Genomic DNA, 19,205 nt, shown 5'->3' with positions numbered 1-19,205 from the left:
TGTACTCGATGTACAGGTTTCTTTTGTCTTGCCATAATAAAAGGCCCTCCTAATGATATTTATTTTATCATAGAAGAACCTTCTAATCATTATTTTACAGAAAAAGTATCACACTCTCGAGAGATCTCTATTTTAATGACATTTTTATTCTCCTTCCATATTTTCTTCTGAAATTTCTATCTGCAGCATAAGCTTTGTTATCTCCCGGATTTCCCGCTTCATCATTTCGGTATCCGGCTCCGGCGTCTCTGCCAGACCAAACATCGCAAAAATATAACTGTATGCCCGGAACACATCAAAATTTTGGCGAAATTCTTCATTTTTTAGTTTATCTCTGTATACGTTAATAACCTCAGTAAACTGCGTTTCCGTAACCATCAATAATTTTTTGATAAGCTCCGTCACTGGAATACTCTTATCATCGCAGTACGCTCTTTGTTCTAAGTCAAGCTTTTAAATAGTCATACAGGATGATACCTAATGAAAATTTGCAAAGATGAGAAGAGGCAGACGATTCTTTGAAATTATAAACCACAAGCAGCCTGTATGCTTCATCACATACAGGCTGCTTAATTTTACTATGCTCCCATATTAAAACTCCAAACTATCTGCATTGAGCAGAAAATATTTCATTCCCATGATCACAAATCCTTCCTCATTTCTCCATGGCTTTTTCGTTCCGTTTACGATTACAAGCTTCTTAAATGAATCTGAAATATTTCTCAACGAGTTAAGCTCCTGCATCTGCTTTTCCTCGGAAGTCATATCATAAGCCACCTGAATATAATATCTCTGACTGCCCTGGTTCACTACAAAATCAACCTCTAACTGCTTATGAACTTTCTTTCCTTCACTGCTCTTTTCAAATACATCCACAATACCAACATCCACATTATAACCCCGGATAAGCAGCTCATTATATACGATATTCTCCATAATGTGAGTAGGCTCCTGCTGTCTGAAATTCAATCTGGCATTTCTAAGTCCTATATCCGAAAAATAATATTTCCGATTCGCCCCCACATATTTTCTGCCTTTAATATCATACCGTTCCGCCTTAGAAATCAAAAATGCTTCTGCAAGATAATCTATATGGTTGGATATAGTTTTATTGCTGTAATTGAGACCTCGTTCACTTTTAAAAGTATTGGATATCTTAGTCGGATTAGTTGGAGCTCCTATGACAGAAGCAAGAATGTCTACCAAAGTATTAATTTCATCAACATTCTGAATCCTGTTTCGCTCTACCACATCCTTGATATAAACATTGTTAAAAATATTCTTAAGATACTCCGCTTTTTGGCGTTCCACAGAGAATTTTACCACTTGTGGCAAGCCGCCATATATCATATACTCCTCCCATGCATCATCAAAATCTCCATCAAAAACTGCATAAAATTCTGCAAAAGACAATGGATAAATTCTTATCTCATCTCCTCTGCCTCTAAATTCAGTTACAATATCGCTGGATAAAAATTTGGAATTACTGCCGGTTACATATACATCAATATTGCCAATACGCAGCAAACTGTTCAACACTTCCTCAAAACGCGGCATAAACTGTACTTCATCTAATAACAGATAATACTTCTGTTCGTCTTTCATAGCGTCTTTAATATACCGGTAACACTTTTTAGGATCTCTCAGCTCCTCATTTTCAATACCATCTAAAGCAATCTCAATAATATGATCATGATCTACACCACTCTCCAATAAATATTTCTTAAACAGCACAAATAGCAGAAATGATTTGCCACATCTCCTGATTCCCGTAATAATCTTTATCATTCCATTATCTTTTCTTATTTTTAATTGTTCAAGGTACGAATCTCTCTTAATCTCCATAAAACCGCTCCTCATTTTTGTGCCTGGCACGAAATTTGGTAATGATATTTTACCATTATATCATCTTCACTTCAATAGCCATTACTATTTTTTGTGTATTTGCACTTTTTATGAGCGGTCTCTTGATATCCCATTCCGTTGATGCTTCCTCAAATAGATTCATCCAGATACTGATCCAATGTCATCTGTCCGTCGATCCAGCTTTTCTGCTTTGCTTCATGTATGACATCTTCCGGCATGCTTCTTCCAAGCAAAAACGGCGACTTCGGATCATGTCTTTTCATATTTTCCCGGACCAGCTCCGCATTAGCATTCGCATAACAATACCGGCACAAATGACCGCAGGTATCGTATGCCCCAATATCCACTCCCATAAAGCAGGCGCAGGATCCGTTCCTCTGATTTATTTTCTGTTTCGGAATATCCAGATGCGTATGCAGTGCCGTTTCAAAAGTGTCGACCGTCATGCAACCGGAGCAATCCGCTCCATAAGCTGCCAGTTCGCTGCCTTCTGCACATGGCCGGATTGTCAGCCCATATCTGTCTGCAATCCGGATAAATTCTTTTCCAATCCAAATCCGGTCCTTTTTCGTAACCGTTCCTGCCTCCGGAAAATTCCGTTCCACTTTTTTATAAATATCGAGAAAACTGATCACACAGGTTTTCGTATATCCGGATAAACGGGAGGCCATTTTTTCAAACTCTGCGCTATGCCACTGTGCCGTATGGATCCGGTCTGTCAGTATGGGATCATAACGCCAACCGACACTGTCAACTCCCACCATATCCGATAACCGCTTAAAATCCTCTATCACCTTGTCTTTATCCGGAACATTTGGCTCGATATCGTTTCCATATGGCGTGATCGTCACGAACCAGTACTGTCCATATGGCCTCAATATATCCATATATTTCAGCATCGGCTCCGGATTCTTCGTGCAGAATGCCATCAGATCCACAACCTCCGGAGACAAACGATATTTCGTCACCTGAACCGGATTGTATGGATTACGGACCAACACATAACCTTCCTTTATTCTGTTTACAAGCCATTCGGAATAAAATGCCGGGATGTCCGTCCGCATTCCTGTCTGTATGATCATGTCATGTTCCCCTCTTATCTCCCACGCAAATTTCGCCGACACCCCTGTTCATCCTTGTATTCGGGATGTTTACAGCAATATTCATCCTCATCGCCGCAGATCATGTAATCGCATTTGCAGCCATTTGCACATGTGGTTGTACGGATCAGTTTTGCGTGAAGTAATTCCATTGCCGTATAATCCGGATTGCACAACGCCGGCATCACCTCCAGCAGATCATATTTTCTGGCAAATTCTGCCACCGAGCACTCTGTAAATTCATAGTAAATAGGTTTCCCCTTCTCATATGGAGCAACATACATCTTATAATCATTCCATACAAACCTGCTTTCCAGTCTGGTAATACTGTGCCCGCGCATTCCACAGAGACGCATACAAGCCCTTCTCCTGTATTACCGGTCCAACTGTTTTATAGCAGGATTACATTTCATGATCGTTAGTACAATAATCCCTGTTACCCCTGCAAGAACAAATATTAATCCTATTCCGGAGCCGTTTTGCCTGCCAACCAGAAAAGTTATTATGTTTCGTTTCGAATACATCTTCTTCATAAATGGTTCGAAAACATAATCTGCCAGCATCCCACCTCCCAAAAACCCCAGGGGAGTTAAAGCCTGCGTGATCATTCCCTGCAAAGAAAAAACACGTCCTTGCATAGAAGTGTCAATCTTTTCTCTTATAATGATTGTCTGATATGTATGATATATCGGACTTCCAAAACAGCCAATAAATACGATGATACACCACCATACAAGATTTCTCCCCATTCCAAACAGCGTAATACCAAATAAGCACAGATAACTGCCCAGATACATTAGTGGTAACTTTTTTGAAGGCTGCCTTATGATCGACAATAACACACTTGCTGCTATGCATCCTATCGCCATAAATGATGAAACAATCCCCACGGTTATTTCGCTATTGTTTGTTCTCGCCAAAAGAAGCGGTGTACACATACTGTCAAATGAAATTGCCCCTATAAATTCCAAAATGCAATACATAATTAAAAGCATCAAAATCGGCCGATTGCCAGCTATAAAGTCAATTCCTTCTTTCAACCCATTCCATATTTCCGAAAAGGATGTCTGATTGTCCGAAGAGATCTCATCCGGTATTTCCACAACAAATAATAATACGAAAAATGCAAAGAAAAATGTGCATAAGTCAACGATTAAAATCCATTGCAAGCCAAATACATTAAGAATTGTGGTTGCCAGAATCGGCTGAAATATACCAACCATTGCTCCCATTGTCGATTGAACCCCACCAATCCTTGCATAATCTTTCTCATCCACCAATAAGGTTACCGCAACCTGAGAAGCAGGATTTTGAAATGCATTCATAAATCCATTGATTACATTTACCAGACATAATACCCATAACTGTAAATATCCCAAACTATAACAGCTCAGGAGGATTACAGACCCCACTGCAGCAATCAAATCACAAATAAGCATAATTTTTTTCTTATTCGTTTTATCAACAACCGCTCCCCCAAAAAGACTTACCGTTAAATAAGGAACCGTACTACAGATTGCCAGTAAAGATGATGACATCACCTGTCCACTGTTAGAATACATCCAAATCACAGTTGCAAATCCGGTCATGGAAGTTCCTAATTCCGATATTGTTTGACTGATAAAAAAGAGCATAAAATTATACATCTTATTTTCCGTTCTTTTCATAAATCGTTTTCCCCTCTTTCGCCTGTTTCAAAAGTTCCGGGGCTCATTGTAACATTTCATTACGACAACTAGCTGTCATAATTAGATAAAAATTTTTCTGCAATATCAATTAATTCTTTTTTATATTCCTCTGGGGCTACTACTTTCACATGATCTCCAAAGCTTAATAAAAGGGCTTTCCATAAACGTTCCTTCGCCGGTACACCAATAAATATTCTGCACATCCCATCTTTCACCTTTTCTATTTGGCAATCTGGAAAATATTCCTGTATTAAACTGCTTTCCCGTTCTTTAAAATGCACTTCTATATTTATACATGTTTTATAATAATTTTGTTCACTTTCTTTCATATGACTTTCGATGTCTCCATGATCAATTATGGATTTTCTGTTTAACATTTCAACATCTCTCATTCTTGCAACCTTATAAGTATAATATTGCTTCTTTTCGTCATTATACGCAAATAGATACCATGCATACCATTTATAATGTATTGCTAAAGGTTCCACTGTCAGATCAGATTCTTTTCCGCCGGCATTTCTATAATGAAAAGAAATGTATTTCTTCTCCGCTATCGCAGGCTCCAATATTTTATTAACATTCTGAACCTGTTGATTCTCTTTTGTTACACCAAAATCCCAAAAAATCCTTTGTCCACCTTCCTTGCCAATAATGGAGTTATATTTTTCAATAATGGAATCTAATGTATGATTCGTATATGAAGTTGATAAACTTTCTAATGCTTTAATAATCATCTGTTGTTCATCACTTTTAATATTTGTATTTTTTAATTTATATGTAGGTAAAATAGAATATCCACCGTTTTTTCCACTATCCGAATATATCGGTATGCCAGAAGATGCAATATTTACCATATCCCGCTGAATTGTCCTGACAGATACATGATATTTTTCGGCTAATGTTTTAGCCGAAACCCTGTCATGATTTAAAAGATAAATAATTATCCCAAGTATTCTATCAATTTTCATTTCAATTCTCCCATTTATTTCATTATGTTATTGCCTATCCAAAAAATCAAAAAGTAATCTTAAAAAATGCTAGGCTATGGAGATATCATGCTTTTCCTGATCAGAATCCACCATAATGCTTTAATGTTTCTGCTGCGATTTTGGAGCCTGTTTCCATCGCTTTTTCAATATCATTTTCAAGCATATATGAACAGACAAATCCAGCGTGATAGCTGTCGCCGCAGCCTGTCGTGTCAATGATACTCTCAACTTCCACCGCCTGTACCCTGAATTCCTGTCCCTGAAAGTATGTAACGCTTCCGCGCTCTGCAAGCGATATATTAAACAGGCAACGGTATTTGTCCGATAACTTTCTGAATTTCGGCAGGAGTTCTTCCGAGCCGCTTATCATAAAGAAATCAACATACGGGACAAGCCGTTCCATATCTGCAAAATCTCTATATACATCAAAATCTACCGCAAGTTTAAAGCCAGATGTTTTTTTCAGTTCAATGATCTGTGAAAAACACGAGGCCAGAAAATGAACAAAGACCACATCGGATTCTGATAGGATTTTGATTTCATTATCATTGAGTACGATGTTATCGAGAATCTGTCCATTCCAGGAATCGTCTTTATAATACCTGTCACCTGATTCTGTAAGATATGTCATGTTATTGGCAGTTGGATATCTTTCATCAATGCGTATATGATCTTTATCAAGCGCAAGCTTTTCTATGGAATCCATTATCACTTCTGCATATTTATCTTTACCGACAATCCCCAGAAGTATAACATCTACATTCTTAAAGTGCGAGGCATGAGCAGCAAAATTCAGGGCTTCTCCTCCCGGTCTGATTATGTCAGTACCATAAAAAATATCTGCACATATACAAGGAAGTGCCGTCAGCTTAATTTTATTCATAATATCACCTCAAAAATCGTTCCTCCTGCCGGCTTTGACTTAATGGCAATCCTTCCATCATGTACCCGCACAATTTCTCGAACAAGAGCAAGTCCCAGTCCTACACCACCAAGCTCACGGCTTCGGGATTTATCCACGCGAAAGAATGGTTCAAACACCCTCTCCTTAAGTTCCTCCGGTATTCCACTTCCCGTATCCTCTACCGATAAAGAAACCTGCTTTTCCTTCCGGCATACAGTGACTGTGACCTGACCGCCCAAATGATTATATTTTATGGCATTCTCAACCAGATTGTATACAAGCCGGTAAATCAGAATATCACTTCCCATCATCGTAATATCCCCACATTTTCCAATGAGCCTTATATTCTTTTCCTGTGCAAGAGGTTCCAAGTCCACCAAAACTTCTTCCACAACGGCAGCGATCATAATTTTGTCATCCCTTCCCACCGTCTGAAGCTCACTCATATCAAGAAGTGTCTTTACCATCTTGTTTAATCTGTCGCTCTGTTCTGTAACCATCTTGATCGTCTGTAATGTGTCTTCATCATTTCCCGGATGCCCGGAAGAATTGTATAGATCCAGCTGTACCTGCATTAATGTTAATGGCGTACGAAGCTCATGTGCTGCATTTGCCGTAAACTGCCTCTGTACTTCAAATGCATCTGATAAGCGTTCCAGCATCCTATTATATGAAATGCTAAGCTGGTTCAATTCTTTAACATTATTTTCCTCCATTCGGGAATCAGACAGATTTTGAGCCTGCACCTCTTCTATTTTGTCGGAGAACTCGCTAATTGGTCTGAGAGCATGCCCACTTATGAAATAAGTCGCAACTCCTCCAAAAAGAGCCAGCAAAACCGAAATTATCAAGCTGTTTCTTTTGTAGTCTGCCTTATTATTGTACACCTGAACAGAAAATTCATTTGCAAACTCATCCCACTTATCATCCGGAATGCTGATATAGATTTCATCCGCATTGCCCCCTTTATCATCCCCCTGGGATTCAACCGTCCCCTGCAGGGAATCAATATAATGTACACCGTTTTTATAAACAAACATTGTCAGGCATCCACATATCACTGCAATACACAATGTAGTGATGCATGTAAGCCTCCACTGCAACGACATTCTTTTCATCGTTCCGATTCCTCCCGTATTTTATATCCCTCTCCTACCTTGTTGATCAAGGGATCGTAACCCAGTTCAGCCTTAAGCTTTCTTCTGAGGGAAGACATATGCACTCTGATGGCTCCGCTGAAGCTGTCTGCCGAAGCATCCCAGACATGCTCTATGAGTTCCTCCTGACTGACCGGTCTTCCCTGATTGAGAAGTAAATATTCCAGAATACCATATTCTTTTCTTGTCAGTGGAACCTTTTTTTCTTTTGCATACGCCTCACGCCGTATCGTATCAAACTTTATTTCTCCACTTTCCAGACATATATTTTTCTGCACAAACTGCCTTCTTGTCAGACTTCGGATACGCGCCTCAAGCTCCTGTAGATGAAATGGTTTTTCCATATAATCATTTGCTCCCGCATCCAGTCCTTCCACCTTATCCACAATCTGTCCTCTTGCTGATAATATAAGAACCTTTGTCTCGTCATTTTCCTTCCGAAGTTCCTTTAGGATCTCCATTCCATCCATCCCGGGCAGGTTCAGATCCAAAACGATCAGGTCATAATTCTCCGACAGTATACACTCAAGGGCCTCTCCCCCATCATAGCAGGTATCCACCTCATATCCGGCGTGATACAGGCTTTTTGCAACCATATCACATATTTGTTTCTCATCCTCAACAATTAATAATCTCAAAATATACACCCTTCTTCTTAACAATAATTTTACAATGTATATTGTATAATGCAAAAGTCAGCTGGTCAATAATACAACAAAAAAAAGGAGCGTCATTATCTTGAAATGCAAAAAAACATGTCAGATTGTTCTGCTCATCTCAGGGATCACTATGATGAGCTACGGTGCAGTCAGGGGGGAAGCAGCGGTCGTACTTGGAAAAGCAATTAAAATATGTCTGGAGTGTGTAGGAATTGGATAAGAAAAAAACGATATTATCAAAAAAAACAGCCGGAATACGCGGTTGGATACAGGCAGCAGCGACACTGCTGACCAATATCCATATTCCCAATTTATTTCAGGGAAAAATATATCAGGGCAATGCTAAAACAGTATGTGTACCCGGCCTGAACTGCTATTCCTGTCCAGCCGCAACAGGTGCATGCCCAATCGGTGCCTTTCAGGCGGTTGTCGGATCATCCGGATTCAGATTTTCATATTACATAACCGGATTCTTTATTTTGCTCGGTGTGACGCTTGGCAGATTTATATGTGGCTTTCTGTGCCCATTTGGATGGTTTCAGGATTTACTTCATAAAATTCCCGGAAAAAAATTTTCAACAGCCGGACTGAAACCGCTCAGATACCTGAAATATCTCATTCTTATTGTTTTCGTCATACTTTTACCATTGCTTGTAACGAATTCTATAGGAATGGGCGACCCGTTCTTCTGTAAATATATCTGCCCACAGGGAGTCTTGGAAGGTGCGATACCACTCTCACTTGGAAATGCCGCTATCCGCTCTGCACTTGGAAAGCTTTTTTCTTTTAAATGTATTATTTTAATTTCAGTGGTTGTGCTTAGTATTTTATTTTACAGACCCTTTTGTAAATGGATTTGTCCTCTTGGTGCGATCTACTCATTATTTAATAAGATCAGCTTTCTGAATATTTCCGTGGATAACAGCAAATGCATCGGATGCAGTCAATGTTCTAAATCATGTAAGATGGATGTCGATGTGTGCAGTACACCGGATCATCCGGAATGCATACGCTGCGGAGCCTGTATAAAGGCCTGTCCGAAGGATGCGATCCACTATCAGTTTCTGGGAACCTCATGTCAAAAGAAAGACAACCGGTAACTAATTCACGTATTACAATAATTGAAAGGAGTCATAACTCATGAAAACAAAAGTAACCTTTATTTCTATTTTTACACTCTGCATAGTATTATCACTTACCGCATGCAGCACAAAACAATCTTCCACCTCCGGTTCTGTGGACACACAGACCGAAGCCGGCACCAAAACATCAGATAAATCCAATTCCCGGCTGGATGATTTATATCAGCAGGAAAACCAGTTTTTTGCAGATCACGCAGATGCATGGAACAAGGCGTTTGGTATGATGAATAAAGGGGATGCTGATCCAAGCGGTGATTATGCTGATTATCTTGCAGATACCGTAAAAGCAAACAAGGATTCCTTTACCAAGGATGAGTTAAAAACACTCACAAATGATATCAAAGAGATACGAAAAATCGAAAAACAGATAGCAGAAATCGAGAATAAAAATACATCATCCGACAATAGCAGCCAGAAAGACAGTTCCAAAGACTCCTCTCCATTCAGGAATTTTTCCGGTAAGGATTTCGACGGTAATCCGGTTGATGAAAGCCTATTTTCCGGTAATGCTGTGACTGTCGTCAATTTCTGGTTTACCGGCTGCAAGCCCTGTGTCGCTGAGCTGTCTAAGCTTAACGAATTAAACGATGCGATCAAATCAAAGGGTGGCGAAGTGATCGGCATCAACACAGAAACCTTCGACGAAAACAAGACTGCCATGAAAGACGCTGCCTCTATTCTCAAAAGCCAGGGTGCCAGATACCGCAACCTTTCCATTGACTCCTCCTCCGCCGCCGGAAAATATGCCTCAGAGATCATGGCATTTCCAACAACGATACTCGTTGACAGAAATGGCAATATTGTAGGCGATCCAATGCTCGGTGGCATTGATAATAAGGACAACTACGATACTCTGATGAAACAGATCCAGTCCGTAATAGATGCAGACAGCACAAACAAATAACTCAGACCTTCTCCCCTTGACTTTCCCCGGCTCATATTGTATTATTTGTTATTCTGGAACAATTCGAAATGAGTCGTATACAAACGCAAAAGGAGATCATGGATCATGCAGGATAACAAAAATTTCTTAGGTACCGCACCGATTGGAAAGCTTCTTCTTAAGCTGTCCATTCCCACCGTCATCGCTCAGCTTATCAATATGCTTTACAATATCGTGGACCGCATTTATATCGGACACATCCCCGGTGAAGGAAGTCTTGCTCTTACCGGGGTCGGTGTCTGTATGCCGATCATTATGATCATTTCCGCTTTTGCGGCACTGGTCAGCTCCGGTGGTGCCCCAAGAGCTTCGATCTATATGGGAAAGCAGGAGGAGGAATCTGCCGAAAAAATACTGGGCAACTGCTTTTCTCTGCAGATTATTATTTCTCTGATCCTGACTGCCGTTTTGCTGATCTGGAGCAAAGATTTACTGCTGGCTTTCGGTGCCAGTGAAAATACCATCGGTTATGCCACAGATTATATGCAGATCTACGCTTTCGGTACACTGTTTGTACAACTGACCCTTGGTATGAACTCCTTTATTACAGCACAGGGCTTCACGACTGTTTCTATGGTTTCCGTGGTGATCGGTGCCGTCTGCAATATCACTTTGGATCCTGTATTCATCTTTGGCTTTCATATGGGCGTAAAGGGTGCCGCACTGGCAACAATCCTGTCACAGGGCATTTCCATGATCTGGGTCGTCCTGTTCCTCTGCGGTTCAAAAACACAGCTTCACCTCCGGACAAAATACATGCGTCTGGAATCAAAGGTTATCCTTCCCTGCGTGGCACTGGGACTTGCTGCTTTCATTATGCAGGCAAGTGAAAGTATTGTATCTGTCTGTTTTAATTCCTCCCTGCTTCGCTACGGTGGCGATATTGCAGTGGGAGCAATGACCATTTTAACCAGCGTGATGCAGTTTGCCATGCTCCCACTCCAGGGAATTGCCCAGGGTGCACAACCTATTTCCAGCTATAATTACGGAGCCAAAAATGCAGACAGAGTGAAGAAAACATTCCGTCTGCTTGTTATTACATGTTTCGTATATTCCACGTTACTCTGGACGGCAGTGGAACTTATTCCAAAAGCCTTCGTAATCATTTTTACCTCCGATGCAGATCTGATCACATTTAGTGCATCAATGCTTCGAATCTATCTGGGAGGTCTCTGCCTGTTCGGTATCCAGGTTGCGTGCCAGATGACATTTACATCTCTCGGCAAAGCGGTCAATTCCATTGTTGTTGCGGTTGTCCGTAAATTCGTATTGCTGATCCCGCTGATCTATATTGTGCCGCACATCGTATCAGATCCCACCACAGGCGTATACATGGCTGAACCGATCGCAGATGTGATCGCCGTAACCTTTACTTCTGTTTTGTTTGCCGTTCAGTTTAAAAAGGCACTTGCTGAAATCCAGAGCTGATATCCTCTATACTGGTTTTGCGAAGCAATTCTTGGAGGGCTAAACGCTGGTTTTGCCCTTTTTACTCCACGATCCGTCCATCCTCGATCCGGATCACTCTGCCGCACTGCTCTGCCACAGCAGGATCATGCGTCACGATAACGATCGTTCTTCCCTGCTCATTAAGATCACGGAATACCTTCATGATTTCCTCCGTCGTGGCAGAATCCAGTGCTCCCGTCGGCTCATCTGCCAGTATGATAGACGGATCATTTGCAATGGCACGGGCGATCGCCACACGCTGCTTCTGTCCACCCGACAGGTTATTGACCGGTTTTCCGGCAAATTCCTTCATTCCCACCATATCAAGCATCTTTAACGCTTTTTCCCTGCGCTCTTTCTTGCGGAGCCGCTGCTTTCCTCCCGCGAAATCTAACGGGATCAATACATTATCCAGTGCCGTAAACCCATCCACCAGTGCAAAGTCCTGCATTACCATACCGATCTTTTCATTGCGCACCTGCGCCATCTGCTTTTCGGAGATCCTGCCAACCTCTTCTCCGTCAATGGTATATTCTCCGGAATCATATCCGTCAATGCAGGCAAGAATATGAAGCAGCGTAGACTTTCCGGCTCCGGAGGTTCCGATCACCGCTGTCATCTCCCCGTCCTTGATCTCCATGGAGATCCCATGAAGTGCCTCATAGGCATTGCTTTTTCCCTTATTGTATGTTTTTACGATATTTTTCAAACAGATCATATTTCTCCCCCTTTCAAGCTTTGAAGCTCATGGTTCAAAACCGTCATATGAAACCTTCCCACTACTCCTGCAAAATCTCCTTTGCCGATCTTCCCTTTACCAAGGAAAGACACATTAACGCAGAAGATACCAGAAGCAGAACCGTAATGATCAGACAGCCTGCAATCTGCACGCCGCCAAGCTGCACTGCCAGTCCGCTCCAAATGCCGAAGTGCCCTGCCGCAAGGATCAGCAGAATGCCAAGCACCAGTGCTGTCAGAATGATCAGCGATATATACAGGATATGGATCCGGAAGATCCGCTTCCAGGTCAGTCCCTGCACATAATAAATCGAATATTTCTTCATGTTTTTCTGATACATCAGTGTGGAAAGTGTCACAAAGGAAATAACCGTAAAAAGGATCATTCCCACACCGGCGGGGATCAGATCGGAAATATCTGCCATAATATTCTGCCAGGTATTCTTTTTGATGTAATCAAGATCATGCAGAAACTCAAAGTCAGAGATCTGAGCCACCCGGTTCTTATTGTATGCGTACAGCTTATCTGAGCATTTTTTATCCATGGTGATCAGTGCCAAACCTGACAAGCTTGTAAAAAAGATTTTTTTATCTGTATTTGGCACTTTATTATTGTTTTCCGATAAATTTTTTTCTGCTTCCTGATCCACATACTGCTCCTGCACCCGGTCCAGATTCTTTTTAGAAACAAAAAATGTCGTTGGCGGGAAGATACTGTCCCCTGTAATATCATCCAGCTTTTCCACATCCTCTGACTGCCTAATCATATTACTGAAAAGAATATGATAATCTACTGAGTCCTCCCCATTGGACTGGAAAATAATATCCGCATTCCGGTCGATCACCCCGATAATCTTTACCGGAATCTTTGTCTGAAGCTCCGTTTCCGAGTTGGTATCCACATATACCACATCCCCGGTTTTATACCTTTCCCGGTTCTGCAGCACCACTGCCTCCAGATACTTTCCTTCCTTATTCCCTGTCTTAAGCCAGCTTCCCGACTGCAGCTTCGGAGTATACCCACTGATCCAGCCGTCATCATATGCCCAGACATTTCTATGGAAAGAACCCTCTTTCCTTGCATCAGCAACTTCCTGTGTCTCTTCGACAAAAGCATTCACATCATACTGTCCGCAAACCTCCGCATCCTTCAACATTGCCTCATATGCCTGAGAGGTTTCCACCATTTTTCCTTCGTGTTCTCCCTCTATATAATGACTGTTCACTATATTGCAGAGAAATCCTTTCTGCTCTACAAGCTTCTGCACCGGCTGATATTTCTCATAACGCACCATAAAGATAGACAAAAGTCCTGTCACAATGGCAAATAAAAACACCGCCTGTATCAGGCACAGAACCGACATTACAATGTGCATTCTGCACTCACGTACCGCATACTTCCATGTCATACGTTCTCCCCCCTTCTAACGGATCATTTTCTTTTTTAATGTCCGGCGGATCATCACGAACTGAAGCACAAAGGAGGACACAAAAAAGATCAGAAATAATGTTCCATATACCCCAACCGGAAAATGAAAATCAAATACATTCCATCTGCCTGCCAGAAACGGCATCAGCAGATAACGAAACAAAAGCAACGTCACCAGATACGTTCCTGCTGACAGTACCGAACATTCTCCCAGATACAGCAGGATACTCTTACTATGACTCAGACCACATATCCGGAAAATCTTCAGTGTGCGCTGTCTGGTCGTCACAATGTAATGATATAGTGCACAGAAGTTAAAGGCTGCCACCATAGAAACCACCAGCACCAGCAAAAGGACTGTATTATACAGATAAGTATTATTTTCTGTTTCCTGCAGGTCATAATTGCATTCTGCCCTGTCCCCAAAGCATTTCTCTGCCGCCCGGATCAGCAGATTGATCTCCCGCAGGGAAATATTGTCCTTGAACCGCATATCCATCTCATCCAGAAGAACCGTATCTTCTCCTACCGCCGTAATCGGCAGAAATCCTGTCCCGATTCCATTCTGCAGACCAATGATCTCGTATTCATCCCCACCGATCATTACAGTTCCTGACTCTGTCATATTTTTTTTGAGATAATCTCCTTCCGGTTTCTTTTGAGAACCATACATGATGCACACCTTGTCTCCCTCCGCATACTCCCGGTCTGAGAAATATCTGCCGTACTGAAAAATATTCCCTGTGGTCGTTCCGATCTGATAATTATAAAGGGAATCCGGGCCATAATCACCGCTGTTGACGATCTTCCCATGATCGATCAGAAAATCCGTGTCAAACCGGTATTCTCCCTCTAAAATTCCGGTATGGATATTCAGAAGCTTTCCTGCCACCTCCGGATCCACTTCTTTGGCAAACTTCTTTATATCCGCAGCCGTCAGATCTTGAACATCATCATATTTTTCATACTTTTGATTATTCAGATCTCCCACCACAGTCAAAGAACCACCTGCATCTGCATTTGCCTCCGCACCGGAAATATAGGAGCTTTTCAGACGAAACACGATCTCATTGGTTGCACTCCGGCTCAGCTCCTTCCGCTCTTTATATTCCCGGAACATTCCATAGGACAGATGAATGATCAGCGTCGATGCCATGATCGTAACGATCATCAAAACAAATATTTTTGTATAATCCCTTGCAAAGGACTTAATATTTTTAAATATGTATTTCATAAGCAGACCTCCCATCTGATTTACCTTCCCCGCATTCTTTATGAAGCTGCATCAAAGCCTGCAAATTAGCTGAGACTGTTTTTCTTTCGTTTCCGTACAAGGAAGATCACAACCGCAATCACAAGGATACAGACTGCAGCGATCACCGGATAGATCATCTTGGTGATACCGGCATCTTTGCTGTCATCCTCGGATTCTACATAATCATCCTTCAATTCGAGTTTCAAATTTTTCTCTGTTTTACGGGATACTCCATCCTTCTTAGCCTTTGCAAGATAAGACAATATCTCATCCTTTTTTTCACGATAATCCTTTTGTTTAAATTTCTTCACGGTCTTTTCCAGATTCGATCCATCGCTTCCTGCCATCATATTTCCGCGGTCCTTTTGATCTCTCACCTCATAGACCTTGTCCGGTGTCTCGGCATAGGTTATGAAATCAATCTCGTAAAATATCGCATCCTTCATGGTCTTTTCATCATATTTAAAATACTGATCCATGAGTTTATCATATTCAAAACGGATTTTATGATCGGTCTCGTCAATTTCAAGACTGAAATAACAAAGCTTTTCCCCATTCTGCTGTGCCAGGAAATAATATTCGGCAGGTCCGCCTCCTCTATCCGCCTGATCCCATACCGTATAGATATAAAATGGATTCCGGAGCACAATTTCATCAGAATCCTTGATCTTTTTGGCAATATCCAGAAATTTGTCGTATGGATATTCTATTTTGTTTGCTCTGGTCACCGCATCCGCGTCCTTATACTTCTGGTCATATTTCAACGCTTTCTTCACACTTTTTTGAAACAATGCCGGTGCATTATCAATGACCGTGTCCGGGATCTTCTCCCCATATATTCCGTCCTTCTGTACCGTCACCGTATATGCCCTGACCGGACTGATCCCCATGCCACTGATACACATCAATAAAATAACCGTAAATCCCAAAATAGTTTTTTTCATAAGCACTCCCTTCTGCCGTCCCCTATTGACAACTTCAAAAATAAAATATTTTGCCGCTCATGTAACTATTTTTATCATACCATATTATTAAGAAAAAATCATCATAAAAAACAGCACCGGTCAGAAAAAACTAACCAGTGCTGTTTTATCATATTTCTTTTATATTGCAAATATATTTCAACGCTGTCTTCTTCTCTCTCAGCTCTCAATGATCTCCGATAATATCTGAAAGATTTCCTTTCCCTTCGGATCCTCCTCCGAAATATTCATCTCCTGCAGACATTCATGCAGACGTTTCATTTCATCTCTCTGTCGCTCAAAACGCTCCAGAAGCCCCAGTTTCTCCTCGTAGCCTTTAAGCTGCTTCGTGATCCTTTTGACCGCATCATGCACCGCCTGTCTGGAAATCTCCATCTCCTCAGCAATCTCCGAGATAGAATAGTCCTCCTGAATATATGCCTCAAAAATACGCCTGTTATTTTCTTTTAATAATGCACCATAAAAATCATAGAGCATGGAAAGATATACTCTCTCCTCCAGCCGCTGTTCAATACTTTGCTCCTGTCCCCGCATCACGTCTGTTTCCTCACTTATTTGCTCAGGAACTCATCAATTCCCTTTGCTGCTGCCTTACCGGCACCCATTGCAAGGATTACGGTTGCGGCGCCTGTTACGGCATCACCACCGGCATATACGCCTTCCTTCGTGGTCTGTCCGTTTTCTTCTTCCGCAATGATACACTTTCTCTTGTTGATCTCCAGACCCTTTGTGGTAGAGGAGATCAGTGGGTTCGGACTGGTACCCAAAGACATAATAACGGTATCTACGTCAAGGGTGAACTCAGAGCCTGCGATCTCCACAGGTCTTCTTCTGCCTGACTCGTCCGGCTCACCAAGCTCCATACGGATACATGTCATTCCCTTTACGCTTCCATTCTCGTCTACAAGAATCTCTGTCGGATTTGTGAGAAGATCAAATACGATACCCTCTTCTTTTGCATGATGTACCTCTTCCACTCTGGCAGGAAGCTCTTCCTCGCTACGACGATATACGATATGAACTTCAGCGCCCAGACGAAGTGCTGTTCTTGCTGCATCCATTGCTACGTTACCACCACCAACGACAGCAACCTTCTTGCCGGCGATGATCGGTGTATCATATTTATCATCAAATGCTTTCATCAGGTTACTTCTGGTGAGATACTCGTTTGCAGAGAATACTCCGTTGGCATTCTCACCCGGAATACCCATAAATCTCGGAAGACCTGCTCCGGAACCAACAAATACCGCATCAAAGCCCTCGTCATTCAGAAGCTCATCAATCGTTGTTGCCTTACCGATAACAACATTTGTCTCGATCTTTACGCCCAGAGCCTTTACATTCTCTACCTCAGCCGCTACGACACGATCCTTTGGCAGACGGAACTCAGGGATTCCGTAGGAAAGAACACCACCGGCCTTGTGGAGTGCCTCAAAAATCGTTACATCATAGCCAAGCTTTGCCAGATCACCGGCACAGGTCAGACCTGCAGGACCGGAACCGATCACAGCAACCTTCTTGCCCTTCTTCTCTGTAGCAGGCTCCGGCTTGATACCCTGCTCTCTTGCAGTATCAGCCACATAACGCTCCAGCTTACCGATGGAAACGGCATCTCCCTTGATACCGCGAACACACATGGACTCACACTGGCTCTCCTGTGGACATACACGCCCACAGACAGCAGGAAGTGCGGAATATTTGCTGATCACCTTATAAGCACCGGCTACATTATCCTCTCCCACTTCCTTAATGAATCCAGGAATATCAATATTTACAGGACATCCCTGAACACAACGTGGATTTTTACACTGCAGGCAGCGTGTTGCCTCTGCCATTGCCTCTTCTTTATTATATCCCAGACAAACCTCATCGAAGTTTGTGGCACGTACCTTTGGATCCTGCTCTCTGACAGGAATTCTCTTCATAACATCTACTTCCATATCTATCCTCATTTCTGCATGCGATTTTCATAGTTTCTATATAAATCTGTCCGGTCTTAGTGACACTGGCCACATCCGCCGTGATGTGTGTCGCCTTCCTCGAATTTCAGCTTTGCACGGCCTTCCTCGGTCTTGTACATAGCCTGACGCTTCATTGCCTGATCAAAATCTACCAGATGACCGTCAAACTCCGGTCCATCAACACAGGCAAATTTGATCTCGTCACCAACCTGCAGACGGCATGCTCCACACATACCGGTTCCGTCTACCATGATCGGGTTCATGCTGACGATCGTAGGAATATTCATTTCCTTTGTCAGCAGGCAGACAAATTTCATCATGATCATTGGTCCGATCGCTACGACCTTGGTGTAGCTCTTTCCCTGTGCATAAAGATCCTTGATCTTGTCACAGCCATTTCCCTTGAACTCATAGGAACCATCATCTGTTGCAATGTAAAGATTTGCTGCAACCTTACGCATCTCATCCTCAAGGATCAGGATATCCTTTGTTCTGGCACCGATGATAACATCCACATCCACACCATGCTCCTTCATCCATTTTACCTGTGGATAAACCGGTGCGGTACCAACACCACCACAGACGAACAGGATCTTTTCCTTCTTTAACTCGTCTAATGGCATCTCGATCAGCTCAGAAGGGCATCCGAGAGGACCTACGAAATCCTCAAAGCTCTCTCCGACCTCATATTCTGCCATCTCCATTGTGGAAGCTCCTACCGTCTGAAAAACGATGGTAACTGTCCCCTTTTCCCTGTCATAATCGCAGACAGTCAGTGGAATACGCTCTCCTTCCTCATCCATTTTTACAATGACAAACTGTCCGGGCTGACAGTGCTTTGCCACTCTGGGTGCCTCAATATCCATAAGCCAGATATTGTTGGCAAGATACTCTTTTTTTAGAATTTTAAACATAATGAGCCTCCATTTTCTTGTGTGATAC

At 42.2% G+C, this 19,205-nt stretch carries 20 protein-coding genes; 4 read left to right on the top strand and 16 right to left on the bottom strand.

Annotated features, from left to right (window positions below):
* Positions 1 to 144: 144 nt before the first annotated feature.
* From H8704_RS08100 to H8704_RS08060, 9 genes are all read right to left on the bottom strand, one after another.
* Positions 145 to 405 carry a hypothetical protein gene (locus H8704_RS08100; RefSeq protein ID WP_022465477.1) on the bottom strand — a complete coding sequence of 87 codons (261 nt, stop codon included), beginning with the start codon at positions 403 to 405 and terminating at the stop codon, positions 145 to 147.
* Between the two features lie 186 nt (positions 406 to 591).
* Entirely contained in the window at positions 592 to 1,845 is a 1,254-nt protein-coding gene (locus H8704_RS08095) for an ATP-binding protein (protein WP_249297916.1), read from the bottom strand.
* Between the two features lie 149 nt (positions 1,846 to 1,994).
* Positions 1,995 to 2,948, bottom strand: coding sequence for a DUF1848 domain-containing protein (locus H8704_RS08090; protein WP_249297915.1), 954 nt, complete (start codon positions 2,946 to 2,948; stop codon positions 1,995 to 1,997).
* Between the two features lie 14 nt (positions 2,949 to 2,962).
* Positions 2,963 to 3,322: an L-2-amino-thiazoline-4-carboxylic acid hydrolase gene (locus tag H8704_RS08085; protein ID WP_022465474.1), complete on the bottom strand. Its 360-nt coding sequence runs from the start codon at positions 3,320 to 3,322 to the stop codon at positions 2,963 to 2,965.
* 18 nt (positions 3,323 to 3,340) lie between these two features.
* On the bottom strand, positions 3,341 to 4,633 hold the full coding sequence (locus H8704_RS08080; protein WP_249297914.1) for an MFS transporter: 1,293 nt from the start codon (positions 4,631 to 4,633) through the stop codon (positions 3,341 to 3,343).
* A gap of 68 nt (positions 4,634 to 4,701) precedes the next feature.
* Complete coding sequence (locus H8704_RS08075) at positions 4,702 to 5,622, bottom strand: helix-turn-helix transcriptional regulator (RefSeq protein ID WP_118689390.1); 921 nt, start codon at positions 5,620 to 5,622, stop codon at positions 4,702 to 4,704.
* Between the two features lie 100 nt (positions 5,623 to 5,722).
* Positions 5,723 to 6,526, bottom strand: a complete 804-nt coding sequence (locus H8704_RS08070) for a PfkB family carbohydrate kinase (protein WP_249297913.1) — start codon at positions 6,524 to 6,526, stop codon at positions 5,723 to 5,725.
* Entirely contained in the window at positions 6,523 to 7,665 is a 1,143-nt protein-coding gene (locus H8704_RS08065; protein ID WP_249297912.1) for a HAMP domain-containing sensor histidine kinase, read from the bottom strand. The genes H8704_RS08070 and H8704_RS08065 overlap by 4 nt, the downstream gene beginning before the upstream one ends.
* Positions 7,662 to 8,300, bottom strand: a complete 639-nt coding sequence (locus tag H8704_RS08060; protein ID WP_243101894.1) for a response regulator transcription factor — start codon at positions 8,298 to 8,300, stop codon at positions 7,662 to 7,664. The genes H8704_RS08065 and H8704_RS08060 overlap by 4 nt, the downstream gene beginning before the upstream one ends.
* A gap of 139 nt (positions 8,301 to 8,439) precedes the next feature.
* Here H8704_RS08060 and H8704_RS08055 point away from each other — a divergent pair, with 139 nt between their 5' ends.
* The 4 genes from H8704_RS08055 to H8704_RS08040 all read left to right on the top strand — a co-directional run bounded on the left by H8704_RS08055 (position 8,440) and on the right by H8704_RS08040 (position 11,876).
* Positions 8,440 to 8,583 (top strand): CD1871A family CXXC motif-containing protein, encoded by a 144-nt coding sequence (locus tag H8704_RS08055; protein ID WP_249297920.1) that lies wholly within the window; start codon positions 8,440 to 8,442, stop codon positions 8,581 to 8,583.
* The gene (locus tag H8704_RS08050; protein ID WP_249297911.1) at positions 8,576 to 9,463 is read left to right on the top strand and encodes a 4Fe-4S binding protein; all 888 of its coding nucleotides are present in this window, start codon (positions 8,576 to 8,578) and stop codon (positions 9,461 to 9,463) included. The genes H8704_RS08055 and H8704_RS08050 overlap by 8 nt, the downstream gene beginning before the upstream one ends.
* Positions 9,464 to 9,503: 40 nt before the next feature.
* Positions 9,504 to 10,409 (top strand): TlpA disulfide reductase family protein, encoded by a 906-nt coding sequence (locus H8704_RS08045; protein WP_249297910.1) that lies wholly within the window; start codon positions 9,504 to 9,506, stop codon positions 10,407 to 10,409.
* 105 nt (positions 10,410 to 10,514) lie between these two features.
* Positions 10,515 to 11,876, top strand: coding sequence for an MATE family efflux transporter (locus H8704_RS08040; RefSeq protein WP_249297909.1), 1,362 nt, complete (start codon positions 10,515 to 10,517; stop codon positions 11,874 to 11,876).
* Between the two features lie 61 nt (positions 11,877 to 11,937).
* Here the strand turns inward: H8704_RS08040 and H8704_RS08035 are convergent, their stop codons facing one another.
* The 7 genes from H8704_RS08035 to H8704_RS08005 all read right to left on the bottom strand — a co-directional run bounded on the left by H8704_RS08035 (position 11,938) and on the right by H8704_RS08005 (position 19,177).
* Complete coding sequence (locus H8704_RS08035; protein WP_249297908.1) at positions 11,938 to 12,615, bottom strand: ABC transporter ATP-binding protein; 678 nt, start codon at positions 12,613 to 12,615, stop codon at positions 11,938 to 11,940.
* 61 nt (positions 12,616 to 12,676) lie between these two features.
* Positions 12,677 to 14,044: an ABC transporter permease gene (locus H8704_RS08030; protein ID WP_249297907.1), complete on the bottom strand. Its 1,368-nt coding sequence runs from the start codon at positions 14,042 to 14,044 to the stop codon at positions 12,677 to 12,679.
* 15 nt (positions 14,045 to 14,059) lie between these two features.
* The gene (locus H8704_RS08025; RefSeq protein ID WP_249297906.1) at positions 14,060 to 15,298 is read right to left on the bottom strand and encodes an ABC transporter permease; all 1,239 of its coding nucleotides are present in this window, start codon (positions 15,296 to 15,298) and stop codon (positions 14,060 to 14,062) included.
* Positions 15,299 to 15,363: 65 nt separating this feature from the next.
* The gene (locus H8704_RS08020) at positions 15,364 to 16,263 is read right to left on the bottom strand and encodes a hypothetical protein (protein WP_249297905.1); all 900 of its coding nucleotides are present in this window, start codon (positions 16,261 to 16,263) and stop codon (positions 15,364 to 15,366) included.
* Between the two features lie 198 nt (positions 16,264 to 16,461).
* Positions 16,462 to 16,836 (bottom strand): YlxM family DNA-binding protein, encoded by a 375-nt coding sequence (ylxM, locus tag H8704_RS08015; RefSeq protein ID WP_249297919.1) that lies wholly within the window; start codon positions 16,834 to 16,836, stop codon positions 16,462 to 16,464.
* A 17-nt stretch (positions 16,837 to 16,853) separates the two neighbouring features.
* On the bottom strand, positions 16,854 to 18,242 hold the full coding sequence (gltA, locus tag H8704_RS08010) for an NADPH-dependent glutamate synthase (RefSeq protein ID WP_249297904.1): 1,389 nt from the start codon (positions 18,240 to 18,242) through the stop codon (positions 16,854 to 16,856).
* Between the two features lie 56 nt (positions 18,243 to 18,298).
* Positions 18,299 to 19,177, bottom strand: a complete 879-nt coding sequence (locus tag H8704_RS08005; protein ID WP_022465459.1) for a sulfide/dihydroorotate dehydrogenase-like FAD/NAD-binding protein — start codon at positions 19,175 to 19,177, stop codon at positions 18,299 to 18,301.
* Between the last annotated feature and the right edge of the window lie 28 nt (positions 19,178 to 19,205).

This window comes from Jutongia huaianensis (assembly GCF_014384985.1).
GTDB classification, from domain to species: Bacteria; Bacillota; Clostridia; order Lachnospirales; family Lachnospiraceae; genus Jutongia; species Jutongia huaianensis.
This window is presented reverse-complemented; position numbering and strand designations above follow the sequence as displayed.

Excerpts from the sequence above, each read along its gene's own strand:
- H8704_RS08095 (WP_249297916.1), bottom strand. The coding sequence starts at position 1,845 with ATGGAGATTAAGAGAGATTCGTACCTTGAACAATTAAAAATAAGAAAA.
- H8704_RS08090 (WP_249297915.1), bottom strand. The coding sequence starts at position 2,948 with ATGATCATACAGACAGGAATGCGGACGGACATCCCGGCATTTTATTCC.
- H8704_RS08085 (WP_022465474.1), bottom strand. The coding sequence starts at position 3,322 with ATGCGTCTCTGTGGAATGCGCGGGCACAGTATTACCAGACTGGAAAGC.
- H8704_RS08080 (WP_249297914.1), bottom strand. The coding sequence starts at position 4,633 with ATGAAAAGAACGGAAAATAAGATGTATAATTTTATGCTCTTTTTTATC.
- H8704_RS08075 (WP_118689390.1), bottom strand. The coding sequence starts at position 5,622 with ATGAAAATTGATAGAATACTTGGGATAATTATTTATCTTTTAAATCAT.
- H8704_RS08070 (WP_249297913.1), bottom strand. The coding sequence starts at position 6,526 with ATGAATAAAATTAAGCTGACGGCACTTCCTTGTATATGTGCAGATATT.
- H8704_RS08065 (WP_249297912.1), bottom strand. The coding sequence starts at position 7,665 with ATGAAAAGAATGTCGTTGCAGTGGAGGCTTACATGCATCACTACATTG.
- H8704_RS08060 (WP_243101894.1), bottom strand. The coding sequence starts at position 8,300 with ATGGTTGCAAAAAGCCTGTATCACGCCGGATATGAGGTGGATACCTGC.
- H8704_RS08045 (WP_249297910.1), top strand. The coding sequence starts at position 9,504 with ATGAAAACAAAAGTAACCTTTATTTCTATTTTTACACTCTGCATAGTA.
- H8704_RS08040 (WP_249297909.1), top strand. The coding sequence starts at position 10,515 with ATGCAGGATAACAAAAATTTCTTAGGTACCGCACCGATTGGAAAGCTT.
- H8704_RS08035 (WP_249297908.1), bottom strand. The coding sequence starts at position 12,615 with ATGATCTGTTTGAAAAATATCGTAAAAACATACAATAAGGGAAAAAGC.
- H8704_RS08030 (WP_249297907.1), bottom strand. The coding sequence starts at position 14,044 with ATGACATGGAAGTATGCGGTACGTGAGTGCAGAATGCACATTGTAATG.
- H8704_RS08025 (WP_249297906.1), bottom strand. The coding sequence starts at position 15,298 with ATGAAATACATATTTAAAAATATTAAGTCCTTTGCAAGGGATTATACA.
- H8704_RS08020 (WP_249297905.1), bottom strand. The coding sequence starts at position 16,263 with ATGAAAAAAACTATTTTGGGATTTACGGTTATTTTATTGATGTGTATC.
- ylxM (WP_249297919.1), bottom strand. The coding sequence starts at position 16,836 with ATGCGGGGACAGGAGCAAAGTATTGAACAGCGGCTGGAGGAGAGAGTA.
- gltA (WP_249297904.1), bottom strand. The coding sequence starts at position 18,242 with ATGGAAGTAGATGTTATGAAGAGAATTCCTGTCAGAGAGCAGGATCCA.
- H8704_RS08005 (WP_022465459.1), bottom strand. The coding sequence starts at position 19,177 with ATGTTTAAAATTCTAAAAAAAGAGTATCTTGCCAACAATATCTGGCTT.